Annotated in this window: 15 protein-coding genes; 6 read left to right on the top strand and 9 right to left on the bottom strand. The window is 63.0% G+C overall.

Annotation, left to right across the window (positions count from 1 at the left end):
• Nucleotides 1–106: 106 nt before the first annotated feature.
• The 4 genes from EJ070_RS24710 to EJ070_RS24725 are packed head-to-tail and all read right to left on the bottom strand — an operon-like array spanning nt 107 to nt 3,249.
• A complete protein-coding gene (locus EJ070_RS24710; protein WP_126093688.1) occupies nt 107–1,540 on the bottom strand; it encodes a 4Fe-4S binding protein in 1,434 nt (477 codons plus the stop codon).
• Entirely contained in the window at nt 1,501–2,337 is an 837-nt protein-coding gene (locus EJ070_RS24715) for an FTR1 family protein (RefSeq protein WP_126093689.1), read from the bottom strand. Before EJ070_RS24715 ends, EJ070_RS24710 begins: the two co-directional genes overlap by 40 nt.
• Before the next feature lie 21 nt (nt 2,338–2,358).
• Nucleotides 2,359–2,703, bottom strand: coding sequence for a cupredoxin domain-containing protein (locus EJ070_RS24720; RefSeq protein ID WP_126093690.1), 345 nt, complete (start codon nt 2,701–2,703; stop codon nt 2,359–2,361).
• A 3-nt stretch (nt 2,704–2,706) separates the two neighbouring features.
• Nucleotides 2,707–3,249: an iron transporter gene (locus EJ070_RS24725; RefSeq protein WP_126093691.1), complete on the bottom strand. Its 543-nt coding sequence runs from the start codon at nt 3,247–3,249 to the stop codon at nt 2,707–2,709.
• An 893-nt stretch (nt 3,250–4,142) separates the two neighbouring features.
• Between EJ070_RS24725 and EJ070_RS24730 the strand changes: the two genes are divergently transcribed.
• The 4 genes from EJ070_RS24730 to EJ070_RS24745 all read left to right on the top strand — a co-directional run bounded on the left by EJ070_RS24730 (nt 4,143) and on the right by EJ070_RS24745 (nt 8,128).
• Nucleotides 4,143–4,421, top strand: coding sequence for a DUF2249 domain-containing protein (locus EJ070_RS24730; RefSeq protein WP_126093692.1), 279 nt, complete (start codon nt 4,143–4,145; stop codon nt 4,419–4,421).
• 91 nt (nt 4,422–4,512) lie between these two features.
• Nucleotides 4,513–4,974 carry a (2Fe-2S)-binding protein gene (locus EJ070_RS24735; protein WP_126093693.1) on the top strand — a complete coding sequence of 154 codons (462 nt, stop codon included), beginning with the start codon at nt 4,513–4,515 and terminating at the stop codon, nt 4,972–4,974.
• Complete coding sequence (locus EJ070_RS24740) at nt 4,974–5,843, top strand: FAD binding domain-containing protein (RefSeq protein WP_126093694.1); 870 nt, start codon at nt 4,974–4,976, stop codon at nt 5,841–5,843. Before EJ070_RS24735 ends, EJ070_RS24740 begins: the two co-directional genes overlap by 1 nt.
• Complete coding sequence (locus EJ070_RS24745; RefSeq protein ID WP_126093695.1) at nt 5,840–8,128, top strand: molybdopterin cofactor-binding domain-containing protein; 2,289 nt, start codon at nt 5,840–5,842, stop codon at nt 8,126–8,128. Before EJ070_RS24740 ends, EJ070_RS24745 begins: the two co-directional genes overlap by 4 nt.
• Here the strand turns inward: EJ070_RS24745 and mog are convergent.
• Genes mog through EJ070_RS24770 form a run of 5 tightly spaced genes read right to left on the bottom strand, consistent with a single transcriptional unit; the run spans nt 8,120 to nt 11,542 of the window.
• On the bottom strand, nt 8,120–8,623 hold the full coding sequence (gene mog, locus EJ070_RS24750; protein ID WP_126093696.1) for a molybdopterin adenylyltransferase: 504 nt from the start codon (nt 8,621–8,623) through the stop codon (nt 8,120–8,122). The genes EJ070_RS24745 and mog overlap by 9 nt on opposite strands.
• A 6-nt stretch (nt 8,624–8,629) precedes the next feature.
• Complete coding sequence (locus EJ070_RS24755; protein ID WP_126093697.1) at nt 8,630–9,529, bottom strand: U32 family peptidase; 900 nt, start codon at nt 9,527–9,529, stop codon at nt 8,630–8,632.
• A 3-nt stretch (nt 9,530–9,532) separates the two neighbouring features.
• A complete protein-coding gene (locus EJ070_RS24760; protein ID WP_126093698.1) occupies nt 9,533–10,531 on the bottom strand; it encodes a peptidase U32 family protein in 999 nt (332 codons plus the stop codon).
• Nucleotides 10,528–11,073 carry an SCP2 sterol-binding domain-containing protein gene (locus EJ070_RS24765; protein ID WP_126095893.1) on the bottom strand — a complete coding sequence of 182 codons (546 nt, stop codon included), beginning with the start codon at nt 11,071–11,073 and terminating at the stop codon, nt 10,528–10,530. Before EJ070_RS24765 ends, EJ070_RS24760 begins: the two co-directional genes overlap by 4 nt.
• Nucleotides 11,074–11,119: 46 nt before the next feature.
• Entirely contained in the window at nt 11,120–11,542 is a 423-nt protein-coding gene (locus tag EJ070_RS24770) for a hypothetical protein (RefSeq protein ID WP_126093699.1), read from the bottom strand.
• Nucleotides 11,543–11,712: 170 nt separating this feature from the next.
• On the opposite strand from EJ070_RS24770, the gene EJ070_RS24775 reads away from it, so the two are divergent.
• Nucleotides 11,713–13,221: a UbiD family decarboxylase gene (locus EJ070_RS24775; protein ID WP_126093700.1), complete on the top strand. Its 1,509-nt coding sequence runs from the start codon at nt 11,713–11,715 to the stop codon at nt 13,219–13,221.
• The gene (locus EJ070_RS24780; protein WP_126093701.1) at nt 13,218–13,811 is read left to right on the top strand and encodes a UbiX family flavin prenyltransferase; all 594 of its coding nucleotides are present in this window, start codon (nt 13,218–13,220) and stop codon (nt 13,809–13,811) included. The genes EJ070_RS24775 and EJ070_RS24780 overlap by 4 nt, the downstream gene beginning before the upstream one ends.
• Nucleotides 13,812–13,814: the final 3 nt, after the last annotated feature.

Below are 13,814 nucleotides of genomic sequence, written 5' to 3' on the forward strand. Positions count from 1 at the left end.
CTTCAAGACGCGCCGCCCTCCGAGGACGGCAGCCAATACCGAAACTATTCCGCCGAGCGTTGTTGGGGCCTATTCGCCCATTTCGGGAGGCGCTTCCTGCAGTGCCTTACCATGCCCAGAAGAGGAGCCACCAGTTGAAGGCTCCGGATAGCACGGCAGCGCCGATCCCAGCACTAGAAGCAAGCCTGCGCGCGGTCGAGGCCGAATAACAGGCGGAAACCTGCCATGCCAGCCACAGGCACCAGAGAGTTGCGCCGCCTAGCAGGCTTATGCGCAGGTCGCCGACGAAGCCAAGCGGCAGCCCCTCCGAGCGCAGCAGCGTCACGGTCGTCATCGACAGGCCGAGGAACAAGCCGCATCCAGCCATGGGTATCAGGCACTGGGCAAGGTGATGGAATCGGGCGATCTGGAAAGGGCCGAGTGCCCGCGTAGACAGGGCAAGTGCCGCGCTCACGGCAGCGGTGGTCAGACAGGCGATGCCCAGCACGTAGCCGATCATGAGGGTGCCATCCAGAGGTGTCATCATGTCGTTCTGGTCCGGATAGTTGGTGAGGATCCACCAGGGCAGCCGCAGTTCGATCATCGCAATGCCGCCATGCTCGACCAACCATTCTGCAAACTTTTGCCGCACGGTCACGAACAGCGGGCTCGATGCCCACTGAAACGCGCCCGCCGCCAAACCCATCAGCCCGAACACGATCAGGAATGTCTCCCAGGACTTCGGTTCGCCACCCGCGACATGGACGATCTCATGCGACGGAGAGCGTATTTCCAGAGCCACGGCCTGTTTGAAGCCTGCGCAGCGTCCGCACATATGGCAGGCCGATGCGCCCTGCATGATGCGGATGGGCACCAGCGGCGCGCAATTGACGAAGGGAGGGGGCTTTCCCGGCCGATGCCGCCATGCGTGCCACGCTTGGTTGTCGACCGCGTAATGCAGCGGCGCGAGCTTCGAGAGCAGCGCGAAGACACCGTTGACCGGGCAGAGATAGCGGCACCAGACGCGCTTGTCGTGACCGTAGAGGAAGCCGACGACCATGGCGGCCAAAGTGGAGCCGCCTAGCACGACGATGACAGGCTTGGGATATTGGTAGACGCTGACCATCTGGCCGTAGATCGTCGTGCTGGCGAAGGCGACGAAGGGCCATCCCCTCCACTTTATCCAATGCGGGATGGCGCGGCCGAGTCCGTGGCGGCTGGCCGCTTCCGCAAGCGCCCCTTCGGGACAGAACAGCCCGCACCAGGAACGGCCAACCAGCACCATGCTGACCAGCACGAAGGGCCACCAGATGCCCCAGAAGACGAATTGAGCGAATAGTACGGCATTGGACCAGATATGCGACAGCCGCGTCGGCATCGGCGCGAGCAAGGGCGCGACCAGCAGGGCCACATAGGCCACGATGATCGTCCATTGGACACGCCGGATTGCTGCCTGATGGTCGCGCAGCCAAAGGCCGACGCGCGCGACGCCTGCCTGTATGCGACCGCTTGCCTGCGGGTCTAGGCCTGCTGGACGGAGTGGGGTCTGTACAGAAGCCATGTGATCAAAGCCCAGTAGGCTGCGAAGGTGAGCAGTTCTATTAGAACTGGGCGGGCGCGATATCCGATGAGGCCGGATATCAGGCCGCCCGCCATGCCGCTGTCGGGCAACAGGAGCGACGTATCCCACAGCCGCCCCGACAGTGACGGCAGGAGCCCTAGCGAGATCAGATGGTCGATACCCGACAGCAGCAAAGAGCCGGCCAGGAACAGGAGCATCACCTCCGTCACCTGGAAGAAAGTCCGCCACGAGAGCACCTTGCCGCCGAGTTGCAATAGCCAATAGCTGACGAGCGCGGCTACGATGCCGAGCCCAGCGGCGAGTGCCGCGCCGAGGTTTGTGGCCGAGACACCAGCTATCGTTCCATAGAGGAAGACAGCCGCTTCGCTGCCTTCGCGCAGTACGGCCAGCGCGGCCAGCGCGAACACGCCGAGCCAATTCGATTGGTCCGCTACTTCGCTCAAGGACGCACGCAAGTCGGATTTCAACGTGCGGCCGCGGCGGCGCATCCAGAACACCATCTGCACGATGAGCGCCGCGGCAAGCAGGACGATGACCGTCTGGAAATACTCCTGCGCATCGTCGCTCAGCGCATCGCCCACCGTCAGAAGCAGAGCGGCCAGCACGACGGCGCCGATCAAGCCGACGCCCACGCCGGACCAAAGCCAAACCCGTCCTGCGCGGCGCTGGGCTGCCGGGCGCTGTCCAAGCCACGCGTTTAGAATGCCGATGACAAGCAGCGCCTCGACGCACTCGCGCCAGATGACGAAGATAACGGTAAAATCCTGCATGCTCATGGCAACGGTACCTGCTAACCGCTATTTGGCGACAAGGACGGCTGGGGCTGCGCCGGGGTGGAAATCGTCGAAGAACGGGTACTGGCCCGGATCGAGTGTGCGGATGACCATTACCGTTTCGGAGTGTGGCGCGACGACACGCTCCTTGCGCAATTCCAAGCTTTCGAATTCGGCAGGCATGTCGCCGAGATTGACCAGGTCTAGCCGGATGCGTCTATTGGTCGGCACCTCGAGGCGGAGCGGCGAGATCGCGCCGTCCTTGAACTCGATCCGGAAGGTGGGATCGTCATCTGCCAGCACGGCAGATGGTACCGATGCCAAGGCCAGCCCGACGAGAATAGCCGTGATGCGCGCGCACAGCTTCATGGGTCAATACGCGCCCTTCTTGCCAGTGCCGGCATAGACGAAATCGAAATCGATCGCTAACGGCTTGAACCATTCGCCAACGCCTGTCTCCTTGTCCACATGGCGCCCGAAATGTGCGTGCGCAGTGGCGGAGGGCGGCGAGATGGTCAGCGTCAGCTTGTACTTGCCGGCGCCGTCGAGCTTGACGTTATCGCCGTAATGCGGCCCGTCATTGGCCACCATGGGCATGAAATCGCCCTTCTGGACATGGCCGTTGTCCATATGCGTCAACTCGTAGGAGACGAGGAGGTCGGGCATCCAGTCGCCCTCGGCAAAGCCGTTCTTGTTATCCTTCGCAGCCTTGATATCGGCCTCCAGATGGACATCGGAGTCCTTGGCCGGACGCATAAGCCCCTCCGGCTCCATCTCTATAGGCTGGAGGTAGACGGCGCCAATCTCCATGCCTGCCACCATCTGCGGGGTGCCAACAGGAATCTCCTTGGCCAGAAGCTGACCGGTTCCGCCGATCAACAGGCCCAGGATCAGCGCCGCCTTGACAGTTTGCATCGTTATTCGTGTCCTTGTTTCTCGATCACAAAAGCCAACCCTCCGACAGCGTGTTTCGTGTCGGACCAAATACCTTCCCAAAAAGATCATGTTAATGCGCGCTTTTCCACTCCCCCTGTCAGAGAGTCAAGCGAAAACAGTAGTTTAGAAGAGTTCTAAACTGAAACCCGGTCTGCGGTGCTGTCGCATTCTTCGAGAATTTCTTGTTCCTCTTCGCCGACGGCATAGCGCCTCGAGCAGCGATTCCCTTGGTTCATTGGTTGGTCGTCAGCGCGAGACCGAACGCAACGCAAGCGAGAGCCAGCCTGGGCTGCGCTGGCGTTCGTGGTCGTACCCTGTTCTCGGCCAATTCACTCTATGTAGGCATTGCGTCACCACTGGTGGGCGGAGCCGACATCCGCCTCTATCGGTTCGCCACGGCCGTGAGTGACACTATGCGCCGCGACATCGCAAACCACACCGCCATTCATGCGCGCCGCTATCGGGCCTGCGCGGCGCTACGCCGCCAACGATCAAAACGACGCGGGTGTTTGCGTCACGAGCGGTGGGCAGCGATGCGGCAAGAGATGACCCTGGCTAGCATGTAATCCGTGCATCAAAGTCGAAGGAGGTCCGTGAGATCCTCGCTGCCCAGGATGGGTTTGTATGGTCTATGCGAACGCGCAGAGGCGTTCTGTCGCATAGCTGGGCGGCGACCCGATCGCGCGCTACGCTTTCTGGCGATGCATGTCGGGGTCCTGCACGGTCGGGCATTCGCAACCGGTCTTTATCGGCGCACTTTCTGCGAATTGTTTGCGCTTCGACAAATAAGCGGATTTCGACCGGGCTAGATTCTTAGGCCGGATCGGAGAGTTGGCTGTTCGGCGCTTTCCGCAACAGTGGAAAGTGTGAACATGTCTGAATCAGAAGTCGCATCCCCGCCCCAGCTCGACGTACGCGCCGTCTTGCCTACGGAACGCCATTCTCGAATATTCGGAATGGTCCATGCGTTGGCCGAGGGGCAGTCGTTCATAATCGTGAACGATCACGATCCGCGACCTTTGCGCTATCAGATGGAAGCCAGATATCCTGGCCTGTTCGATTGGGAATACCTGCAGCAAGGGCCGGATATTTGGCGCGTTGAGATCAAGAGAACGCTGTCGTCCGGCTGCGACTGCTGCTGCGGCGGATGATGATCAAGATCAATGCTCGGCGGCACGACCTGCTGGCGTGAACCGCCATTCAGGGCAAGCCAAGACATCAGATGCAAGAGCGTTCCCCGCCATGAGAGTGTCTTTGGAAATCAACGGCCAGGCGGTCGAGACGGAGGTCTCGGCTGCCTTGCGGCTAAGCGGCTTTCTCCGCGACGTCCTTGGCCTGACAGGCGTCAAGGAAGGCTGTTGCGAAGGGGAGTGCGGAGCCTGCACAGTGCTGCTGGACGGGAAGCCGATCAATTCCTGCCTGATGCTGACGTTCCAGGCCGCGGGGCACGAAGTCACCACCATCGAGGGTCTCGGCGGACGCAGCGATTTGCAGAATGCTTTCCTGCAGATGGGCGCCGTGCAATGCGGTTACTGCACGCCGGGGATGCTGGTGGCGGCCGATGGCCTCTTGCGGGACAATTCCCGTCCGTCCGAAGTCGAAATCCGCCACGCGCTGGCAGGCAATATCTGCCGCTGCACCGGCTTCGAGACCATCGTTCAAGCTGTTGCCGCCCACGCTGCCGCTCGCGAGGCGGCTCGTTGATGGGCGAGCTGTCAGTGGTCACACCGATCGACACGGTGGAGTTGCGGGCGTTGTTGTCCGCAGTGGCGGGACCGATAAATTTCATCGGCGGCGGGACGGACATGCTCATCGCGGGCCGCCCGATGCCTACAGGCGGCTTGCTGATTGATCTCTCACGCATAGCGGGCATGGCCTTCATCTATGCCGATGATGGCGGCATCCGTATCGGTGGCGCCACGACTGTTGCCGCGATCGCCGCGGATCGCGAACTCGCGTTCCGACTGCCTGCCCTTGCCGAGGCTGCCGCGCAATGCGGGTCTGTTCAGATCCGCAACCGGGCAACCATCGGCGGCAACATTGCAAATGCCGCCCCGGCCGCCGATCTTGTGCCCGTCCTGGTCGCAGCGAATGCCCGCCTGGGATGCATCGGGCGTGACGGCGCGTCGCGCGAGCTCGCAATTTGCGACTACGCGCCTGACCGCGGATGCCTGATCGCGGAAGTGATACTGCCGCGCGACTGCCTCCTTCCACGCAGCGCTTTTGTCAAACTCGGACCCCGGCAGGACCTCAGCATCTCGCGTCTCAACATCGCGCTGTTGGCGGAGTTTCAAGATGGCCGTTTTGGCGATGTCCGAATCGCCGCAGGAGCGCTTGGGCCTCGGCCGCTGCGTCTGCGGATCGCGGAGGCGGCGCTCGCCGGCAGAAAACTCGAATATGCCACACTGCGTGATTTTCTTGCTGTTTTGGCCGCCGATGTCGATGCGGCGATCCCGGGTCGCTATTCGCAAGCCTACAAGCGTCGCGCGATCTCCGGGCTGGGCCTCGACCTGATCGCGCAAGCGGTGGGACTGAGCCCGCGCGACCAACTCTTTGAGGACGTGGTGCAATGAATCAGTTGTCGCGCCGCGTGCCGTTGGTTGACGGTGTCGCGAAAGTCACGGGCGCGTTGCGCTTCACCGCCGACCTGGATGTCGAAGGTCTGCTGCACGGCGCGCTCGTGCTGAGCACCCATCCCCATGCTCGAGTCGCTCGTGTCGACCCTGCCGCCGCGCTGGCGGTAGAAGGGGTGCATGAAGTGTTCTGGCATGGCAACACGCCCGCCCACCTCTACAATAGTTCGATATGGTTTTCGGGGCAGAAGGCGCTGGCGGACGAACAGATGTTTCCGCAAGTCGTCCGCCACATTGGCGATCGGGTGGCGGCGGTGATTGCCGATACCGAAGAAATCGCACGCCGTGCGGCGAGGCTGATCGAGGTCGACTATGTCGACCTTCCAACAATCTTCGATCCCGAAGTCGCGCTCGGTCATGCCGGGCTGCCGCTGCGGCAGGACGATACTCCAACGTTCTTGAACCCCGTTGCCGGCGAGACTTTCGTCTACGGCGACCCGGAGGCCGGGTTCGCCGCCGCCGATCTGATCGTCGAGACCCGCGTCACAACTCCGCGAAGCCATCATTGCGCCGTGGAGACTCACGCCTGTATCGCCATGCCCGAGCCCGACGGCCGCATCCTGGTCCTGTCGCCGTGCCAGAGCGTCTTTGCCGTTCAGGCGGTCGTCGGCCAGGCGCTCAGCCTGCCGTCCGAGAAGATAAGGGTACAAAAAACCCCGATAGGCGGCTCGTTCGGAGGAAAGGCGGAGCCGATCCTCGACCCTCTCTGCGCCTTCTTCGCCCTGAAACTCAACCGGCCGGTGATTATTCGCTACGACCGGCAGGAGACATTCACAGCAACCCGCACGCGCTCCAGCGTCACGGGGCGGATGAAGATCGCATTGAAGTCCGACGGCCGAATCCTTGCGCGCGAGACCGAGGCACTCGTCGACATCGGCGCCTACTGCACCGGCGGCAATTACCTGCCAAGTTCGATGCTTCAGCGGCTGGTGCGGCTCTACGACGTACCGGCGGAGCGCTACAGCGGCCGCGCCGTCTACACGAACACCGTCCCGGCAGGCGCGTTCCGGGGCTATGGCTCGCCGCAGATTCACACGATAGCGGAGATTTCGCTGGATATAGCCGCCCGCCGCATGGGAATGGATCCGGTGGCCCTGCGCCAGAGGAATCTCGTCGGCCCGGGCGCGATCGAACCTTGGCAGGGGCTCGACCTTGGCAACGCCCGCGGCCGAGAGTGCCTGGCGCGCGGGGCTGAAGCTTTCGGCTGGGTCGGACGCCGCCAGAGGGGTGTGGAGCGGGGGCGGTGGCGACGGGGGGCAGGGGTTGCCTCGGCTACCCACATCAATGGCTGTTATCCAGGCTTCCATGAAGAAACCACGGCGTCGTTAACGCTGTTGCCGGACGGGCGGGCCGAGCTAATCTGCGCGCTTCACGATCTCGGTTGCGGGGCCGACACCACGCTGGCGCAGATTGCAGCCGAGACGCTGGGGCTAAGGGCGTGCGACATCGTCATCGTTCCCGCCGATACCGACACCTGTCCCTACGACCTCGGCACGCGCGCCAGTCGCATGACCTACATCTGCGGGGAAGCCATCCGTCGCGCGGGCGTCGCTCTTGCAAGGTCGATCCGCGCAGCCGCGGGCCTGGAGCTGAATACGCCAGCCGACGATCTGTGTCTGGAAGCCGGCGCGATACATTGCCGGGGCGACGTCGGCATCGCGCTCCCGGACTTGGCCGCCCGCCTGGTCAGTCGCGGGATCGAACTGCCGGCGGCAACTGAAAGCTATCGCGCACAAGCCAATCCAGGCTCGTATGCGGCGCATTTCGCGGAGGTCGAGATCGACAGGCTTACAGGCCGTGTAAAGGTGACAGACTATCTCGCCGTCCATGATATCGGCAGGGCGATCAACCCGATGCTGGTGGAGGGCCAGATCCACGGCGGAATCCAGATCGGCATCGGCTACGCACTTTATGAGGATGTCGCAATCGACCGCTCCACTGGCCGGATGCGCGGCGACAGTTTCAGCCGCTACACGCTGGCCAACGCGCCCGAGATGCCGCCGATGCGCGTGCTGCTCGTCGAAGAGGGCGAACCTACCGGGCCCTTCGGCGCCAAGGCCGTTGGGGAGATTGCGACGATTCCGGTGGCGGCGGCGGTGGTCAACGCCGTGAATGACGCCTTAGGCACCGAACTCACTGAACTCCCGCTTTCGCCAGAGCGCGTCCTTGCGGCGCTAGACGGAGGAGGGGAGCGCCTGCCCGGCCTGCTCGGCGGATCACCCTGAAAAGGAATTCACGACGATTGAGCCAGCGCCGATGAGTTCGAGACAGTAAGGCACGGCGGGGAAGACGGCGCTGAGGCACACGTCGATGGAGGACGGCTTTCCGGGGAGGTTTATAATCAGCGATCGTCCGCGGACTCCTGCGGTCTGCCGTGAAAGGATGGCGGTGCGCACATGCTGCAGGCTTGCCTGCCGCATCAGCTCGCCAAACCCGGGCAGTTCCTTGGTGATGACCTGCCGCATGGCTTCCGGGGTGAGGTCCCTTGGGGAGGGACCGGTTCCGCCGGTCGTCAGGATCAGGTCGGCGCCTGCCTGGTCGCAAAGCTCGACGAGCACGTCACGGACACTCTCCAGGCCGTCGGGAATGATGCGACGAACAAAATCACAGGGCTCTGCCAGGACACGGCCAAGCCAGCTTTCGATCGCAGGCCCGCCAAGATCCTCGTACTCGCCGCGGCTTGCACGGTCGGAGATGGTCACGATCGCGATCCGGGTCATTTGTAGTCAGGGCGCCGCGGTTGCCTGCCAACCGGGCCTGGCATGGGCGTACCCGTCGACCAGGGTGCCCGGCAGATCGAGGCATGACAGGGCGAAGCGGGCGTCTTCGGACTCCTCCCTGCCGTCGGCAAGTCTTCTATAGATCCTCGCCACCTCGACCATGTCGCACGTCTGCGGGGACAGCCGAAGGCGCCTGATGCCCTTTGAGGCAAGCGCGTCAGGAGCGGGGCAGAAGGCCTGCACCTGATTGGAAAGAGTCTGCACGCCGTTGACCGCGAGGAACTGCTGGTCGTCGAGCGTGTCGACCCCGAGACCGTCGGGATCCCTTTCGCATGTGAATTGGCACGAATCCTTGTGAAGGCCATGGATCCGCGCATGGTAGCAGCGTCCGGACAGAGCGAGCGGCAGCCGCCCGAAAGCGAAAATCTCGAACTCGGCCTCCGGACATTTCACGGACATGGCGCCGATCGCCGCAAACGACAGTTCCACGGGCGGGCAGATCGTCTGAGCGCCGAGCTGGATCAGGAACTTTGCGGAGGCCTCGTTGTAGACATTCACAAACGGACCCGTGACGAAGGCCTTGCCGGAACGTGACGGCAGGCCGGAGACATCGTTGATCTCCACCATCCTCTCGTCGCCGCAAAGATCCTCGACGCTTCTGCGTTCCCGCACGGTCGCGGGTGCCGCCAGCGTGGACAGCACCACCTGCTTGCCTCCACGCTCCAGCCGCTCGATGACCGCCGGCCACGCGGGGTCCGAGAATGGCATCCGCTTTCCGCAGACGACTTCACCGACGTGAACGCGCTCGACCGGAGCCTCGTCCGCTATCCTGCGGTAAAAATCCAGGAGACGGTCGGCGGACCAGTGGAAGAACACCGGCCCAAGCGTCAGCGCGATTTCGGACACCGGCTATCTCCATTTCTTCTCGTAGGCTCCCGCCGTCTGCCGAGCCCCTTCCGACTGGCCGGCGAGAAGCCGGTCGATGTCGACGGCATCGCCGCCCATCTCGACCGCGTCGACGGCTTTCCTGAAGGCGCGCACGACCTCGCTTACATAGCCTTTGCCGCGCTGGCGCCCTTCGATTTTCAGCGCAGTCACCCCGGCGGCCTTCAAGCCTGAAATCATGCCGCCGGCGTTCAGGCTGACGGGATCCTCGAACAGATGAGACGTCTTCCCCTCGGCTTTGAATTTGCCCTTGCAGAGAGTGGGATAGCCCACCGGCTGGCCGCGCTCGTATCGATCGATCGTGAAGCCCGACAGCCGCGCCGTTGTGCCGCTCGGCTCTTCGTCATAGCTCACCATCTCGGGCGGCGAGCAGACACCGTTGAGATTCGGCGATTTGCCCGTCGCATAGGAAGACAGATAGCAGCGACCCTCGATCATCACGCAAAGACCGCCAAAAACGAAGGCTTCGGTTTCCACGTCGATCGCGCGGCTCAGCGCCGCTATCTCCTGGAGCGAAAGAACCCTTGGAAGCACAACGCGGCGGATGCCGAATTGAGCCGCATAGAAGCCGATCGCTTCCGGCGTCGCCGCGGCGGCCTGCACCGACAGGTGAAGTCGGATCTGCTTGTGGTTCTTGGCCACATGATCGAGGACGGCGAAATCCGCGGCTATGATGGCATCCGCGCCGCTTTCCGCCGCTGCGTCGGCAGCTTTCTTCCAGATGTCGACATCGTCGACGCGCGCAAAGGTATTGATCGCAACCAGCACCTTGCTGCCATGGTCGTGCGCAAAGCGGACGCCCCCGGCGAGCTCATCCCTGGAGAAATTCAGCCCGGGAAAATTGCGAGCGTTGGTCTCATCGCGAAATCCGCAATAAACCGCATCCGCGCCGGCCTGGACGGCTGCCCTCAACGCAGCAGGCGTTCCCGCCGGACAGACAAGTTCCATGCGTGTCGTCGTCATGCTTCCTGTGTCCCGCTGGGATTTTTGTCGACCAACCGGCGCGCAACGCTCAAGGCGCCGAGGATACCCGTGTCGACACAGCGGGCCAGGATGCCGTGCAGTCCGAGCAGGTCTGCAGGACGAAGCTCGGCATCCTCTATCGTATTCCTCAAGGCAAGCACCGCTTCCGTGCGCCCGCTTACCGAGATCACGCGGCTGAAGAACATCGCGTCGCCGTCAAGCGTACCGTCAAGCAGGCCCAACAGGGTCAGAAGCGGTCCTTTGATCTGCACGTCCGACCGAGCAGCCTCGTCCTTGCTCACGACACGGACGCTGGATCGTTGTCCCTCCGGAACCACACGGAACGCGAATGCGAGGTCGACAGGATCGATACCGAAGCAGGCCGACCGGGATTCGCCAAGGCGCTCGAAAAGGCCGGGCCGCCGCCTGGCAAGCGAGCGCAAGGACAATGTCAGCAACGGCCCGAGCGGCAGCCCTGCGACCGCCGGAAACAGGTGGCGAACAAGTCCTGGCAACATTGGCTCGGCGTTTGGCGGCCGCATCTTCAAGCGCTTTCCGGTCTGGCTTCGATCAGGAGGGTCCCGCGGCCTAGGCGTCGCATCTCTTGCGGAGCAGCTTCGAGAAGTTCTCGCTGTTGGGGCAGAAATCGCGATAGTGGCTGTCGAAATCGAAGGCCTGCATATGATCGTGACATCTGCGGCGATGGGGGCACGAGATGCAGGTTCGGGACATGAAACGGTCACGCGCGAATTCCAGTGTATGAAAGCTGTCGGGATCGATCCCGACTGAAAGCATCGCCAAAGTGAGGAAATCTTCCGAGGCATAAGGCAGATGCATGGCGTCATCGAATTCGCCAGGCGACATGCCGATGCCATTCAACATGCCTGTGCATTCCTCCGGTCCAAGCGCCCAGAATTCCCGTCTCGCGGTCTTGCTCCGTCCGCGGTCCTTCAGACCGGCGATCGCCGACCGGCATGCTTCAAGCGCGTCGTCGACTAGGTTGCTGGCCATCTGAACGTCTCCCGGCACTGTCTCGATATCGGCCAGCCCTCAGGCGAGTGGACCGGTGAATACAAGCTACAGCGCGCAAACGGCCCGCTCTTTGACCTAGCGCAATGTTTTCGAGCGGCTGTCGTGAGAGAACGGCGTCGCCGACGGACCCGGTCGTGCCGGATTTCGCCATGCATTATCGCCTTCTTCCTCAGTTCTGTGATCTCGGATCCTTTCTTTCGTACCTGGACGAAAAGGGCCAGCTTCGCGAAATCCGCGCCCCGGTATCGACACGGTTCGAGTTGACGGAGATCCATAAAAGGGTGATCGCGGCGCGCGGGCCGGCGCTGCGCATGACCATGCCGACGGACGATCGGGGCGGCGGTTCGTCCTTTCCGGCCGTGGCAAATATCTTTGGGACGCGGGAACGCGTCGCCTGGGGGCTTGGCACGGACGCTCGCGGACTTGAAACCCTCGGCGCTCTGCTGGCGTGGATGAGGTCCCCCCAGGTTCCGCAGAACTTGCGCCAGGCCCGCCATATGTTCTCGGCCGCGCGCGGTGCGTTGGCGGCTCGGCCGAAGATCGTATCGTCATCAAGACTATGGAGGGATGCGGAACCGGATTTCGCAATCCTTCCCATCCAGACCTGCTGGCCGGAGGACGCGGGCCCCCTCATCACATGGCCGATGGTCGTCACCCGCCCGCCGGGCGATGGCGATCCCAGCAAGTACAATCTGGGCATATACCGGATGCAGGTCATCGCCCGGGATCGCGCCATCATACGATGGCTGCCCATGCGAGGCGGCGCGGCCCATCATCGCATGTGGCGGGCGAGGGGGCTCGAGATGCCTGTCGCCGTCGTCATCGGCGCGGATCCCGCCACATTGATAGCAGCGGTGATGCCGGCTCCCGAAGGCGTATCGGAACTGTCGCTGTCCGGGATGATCAACGACCGACGGGTTGGATTGTCGCCATGCAAGAGCATCGAGCTCCATGTTCCCGCCAGTGCCGAGATCGTGCTCGAGGGAACCGTCTCACCCAACGAAACGGCACAGGAAGGCCCCTTCGGCGACCACACCGGATACTATAACGGCGCTGAGCATTTTCCCGTCTTCAAGCTCAAGCGTATTCGCGCGAGGGACGGCGCAAACTATCTCACGACTTTCACCGGGCGCGCGCCCGACGAGCCGTCCGTCCTCGCCGAGGCGTTGCTCGACGTCTTCAAGCCGCTGCTGCGCCAGCAGATACCGGAAATTCTCGACGTCTGGCTGCCGCCGGAAGCCTGCTCCTACAGGATCGCGGTCATATCGATCGTCAAGAAATATGCCGGACAGGCGCGGCGCGTGATGATGGGGTTCTGGTCGCTGTTGCCGCAGTTCTCGATGACCAAGATGATCGTCGTCGTGGACGACGACATCGACATCCGGTCGTGGCCGGACGTGATGTGGGCGGTCGCCACGCGCATGGATGCCTCGCGCGACCTGATGACGCTGGATCGAACCCCTATCGATTCCCTCGACTTCGCGTCGCCCCTGGAAGGGCTTGGCGGAAAGATCGGGTTCGACGCGACGCGCAAGATCGGGTCCGAAACGTCCCGTGAGTGGGGGAAGGAGCTGAAGATGTCGCCTCACATCGTTGAAAGGGTCTCCGAGCGCTGGGACGAGCTTTTTCCGCAGGCTACCGGTCCGGTGCGGAAATGACCAAACGGATCATAGTCGGGGTTACCGGCGCGTCCGGCTCGGTGCTGGCGCTTGAGACCGTACGACAACTGGTCAGAGCTGGAGCGGAAACGCATCTTGTCACCTCAAAGAGCGCGCGCATGACCATTGCGTACGAGCTCGGCGCCGACGGATTGGCGCAGCTTGCCTCGCTCGCCAACCACACCCACTCCCCGCAGGACCTAGCCGCGCCTATCGCCAGCGGCTCCTTCAGGACGGACGGCATGATCGTCGTGCCCTGCTCGATGCGGACCCTTGCGGCGATGGCCCACGGCCTGGGCGACAACCTTCTTACCAGGGCGGCCGACGTCGTCCTGAAGGAGAGGCGCCGGCTGGTGGTCGTGCCGCGCGAGGCGCCCCTGCATGAAGGGCATCTGGACGCGATGCTGAGGCTGACACGGATGGGAGCGATCGTCGCGCCGCCGGTGCCGCCATTTTATGTCAAGCCGGCGTCGATCGAGGCGATGGTCGTCGAGATGGCCGCACGGCTGGTCAGTTGGGCCGGCGTGGACCCCGGCGACAAGCTGACCAGATGGGGCGAAAAGAACGTCGCGACCCGCCAGTTGTTTTGATGG

Source organism: Mesorhizobium sp. M1E.F.Ca.ET.045.02.1.1 (genome assembly GCF_003952485.1).
Taxonomy (GTDB): domain Bacteria; phylum Pseudomonadota; class Alphaproteobacteria; order Rhizobiales; family Rhizobiaceae; genus Mesorhizobium.

What these genes read in the sequence shown, in the direction of transcription:
- EJ070_RS24760 (WP_126093698.1), bottom strand. Translation starts at nt 10,531, where the DNA reads ATGACGACGACACGCATGGAACTTGTCTGTCCGGCGGGAACGCCTGCT.
- EJ070_RS24775 (WP_126093700.1), top strand. Translation starts at nt 11,713, where the DNA reads ATGCATTATCGCCTTCTTCCTCAGTTCTGTGATCTCGGATCCTTTCTT.
- EJ070_RS24745 (WP_126093695.1), top strand. Translation starts at nt 5,840, where the DNA reads ATGAATCAGTTGTCGCGCCGCGTGCCGTTGGTTGACGGTGTCGCGAAA.
- EJ070_RS24710 (WP_126093688.1), bottom strand. Translation starts at nt 1,540, where the DNA reads ATGGCTTCTGTACAGACCCCACTCCGTCCAGCAGGCCTAGACCCGCAG.
- EJ070_RS24780 (WP_126093701.1), top strand. Translation starts at nt 13,218, where the DNA reads ATGACCAAACGGATCATAGTCGGGGTTACCGGCGCGTCCGGCTCGGTG.
- EJ070_RS24720 (WP_126093690.1), bottom strand. Translation starts at nt 2,703, where the DNA reads ATGAAGCTGTGCGCGCGCATCACGGCTATTCTCGTCGGGCTGGCCTTG.
- mog (WP_126093696.1), bottom strand. Translation starts at nt 8,623, where the DNA reads ATGACCCGGATCGCGATCGTGACCATCTCCGACCGTGCAAGCCGCGGC.
- EJ070_RS24725 (WP_126093691.1), bottom strand. Translation starts at nt 3,249, where the DNA reads ATGCAAACTGTCAAGGCGGCGCTGATCCTGGGCCTGTTGATCGGCGGA.
- EJ070_RS24735 (WP_126093693.1), top strand. Translation starts at nt 4,513, where the DNA reads ATGAGAGTGTCTTTGGAAATCAACGGCCAGGCGGTCGAGACGGAGGTC.
- EJ070_RS24765 (WP_126095893.1), bottom strand. Translation starts at nt 11,073, where the DNA reads ATGCGGCCGCCAAACGCCGAGCCAATGTTGCCAGGACTTGTTCGCCAC.
- EJ070_RS24770 (WP_126093699.1), bottom strand. Translation starts at nt 11,542, where the DNA reads ATGGCCAGCAACCTAGTCGACGACGCGCTTGAAGCATGCCGGTCGGCG.
- EJ070_RS24740 (WP_126093694.1), top strand. Translation starts at nt 4,974, where the DNA reads ATGGGCGAGCTGTCAGTGGTCACACCGATCGACACGGTGGAGTTGCGG.
- EJ070_RS24730 (WP_126093692.1), top strand. Translation starts at nt 4,143, where the DNA reads ATGTCTGAATCAGAAGTCGCATCCCCGCCCCAGCTCGACGTACGCGCC.
- EJ070_RS24715 (WP_126093689.1), bottom strand. Translation starts at nt 2,337, where the DNA reads ATGAGCATGCAGGATTTTACCGTTATCTTCGTCATCTGGCGCGAGTGC.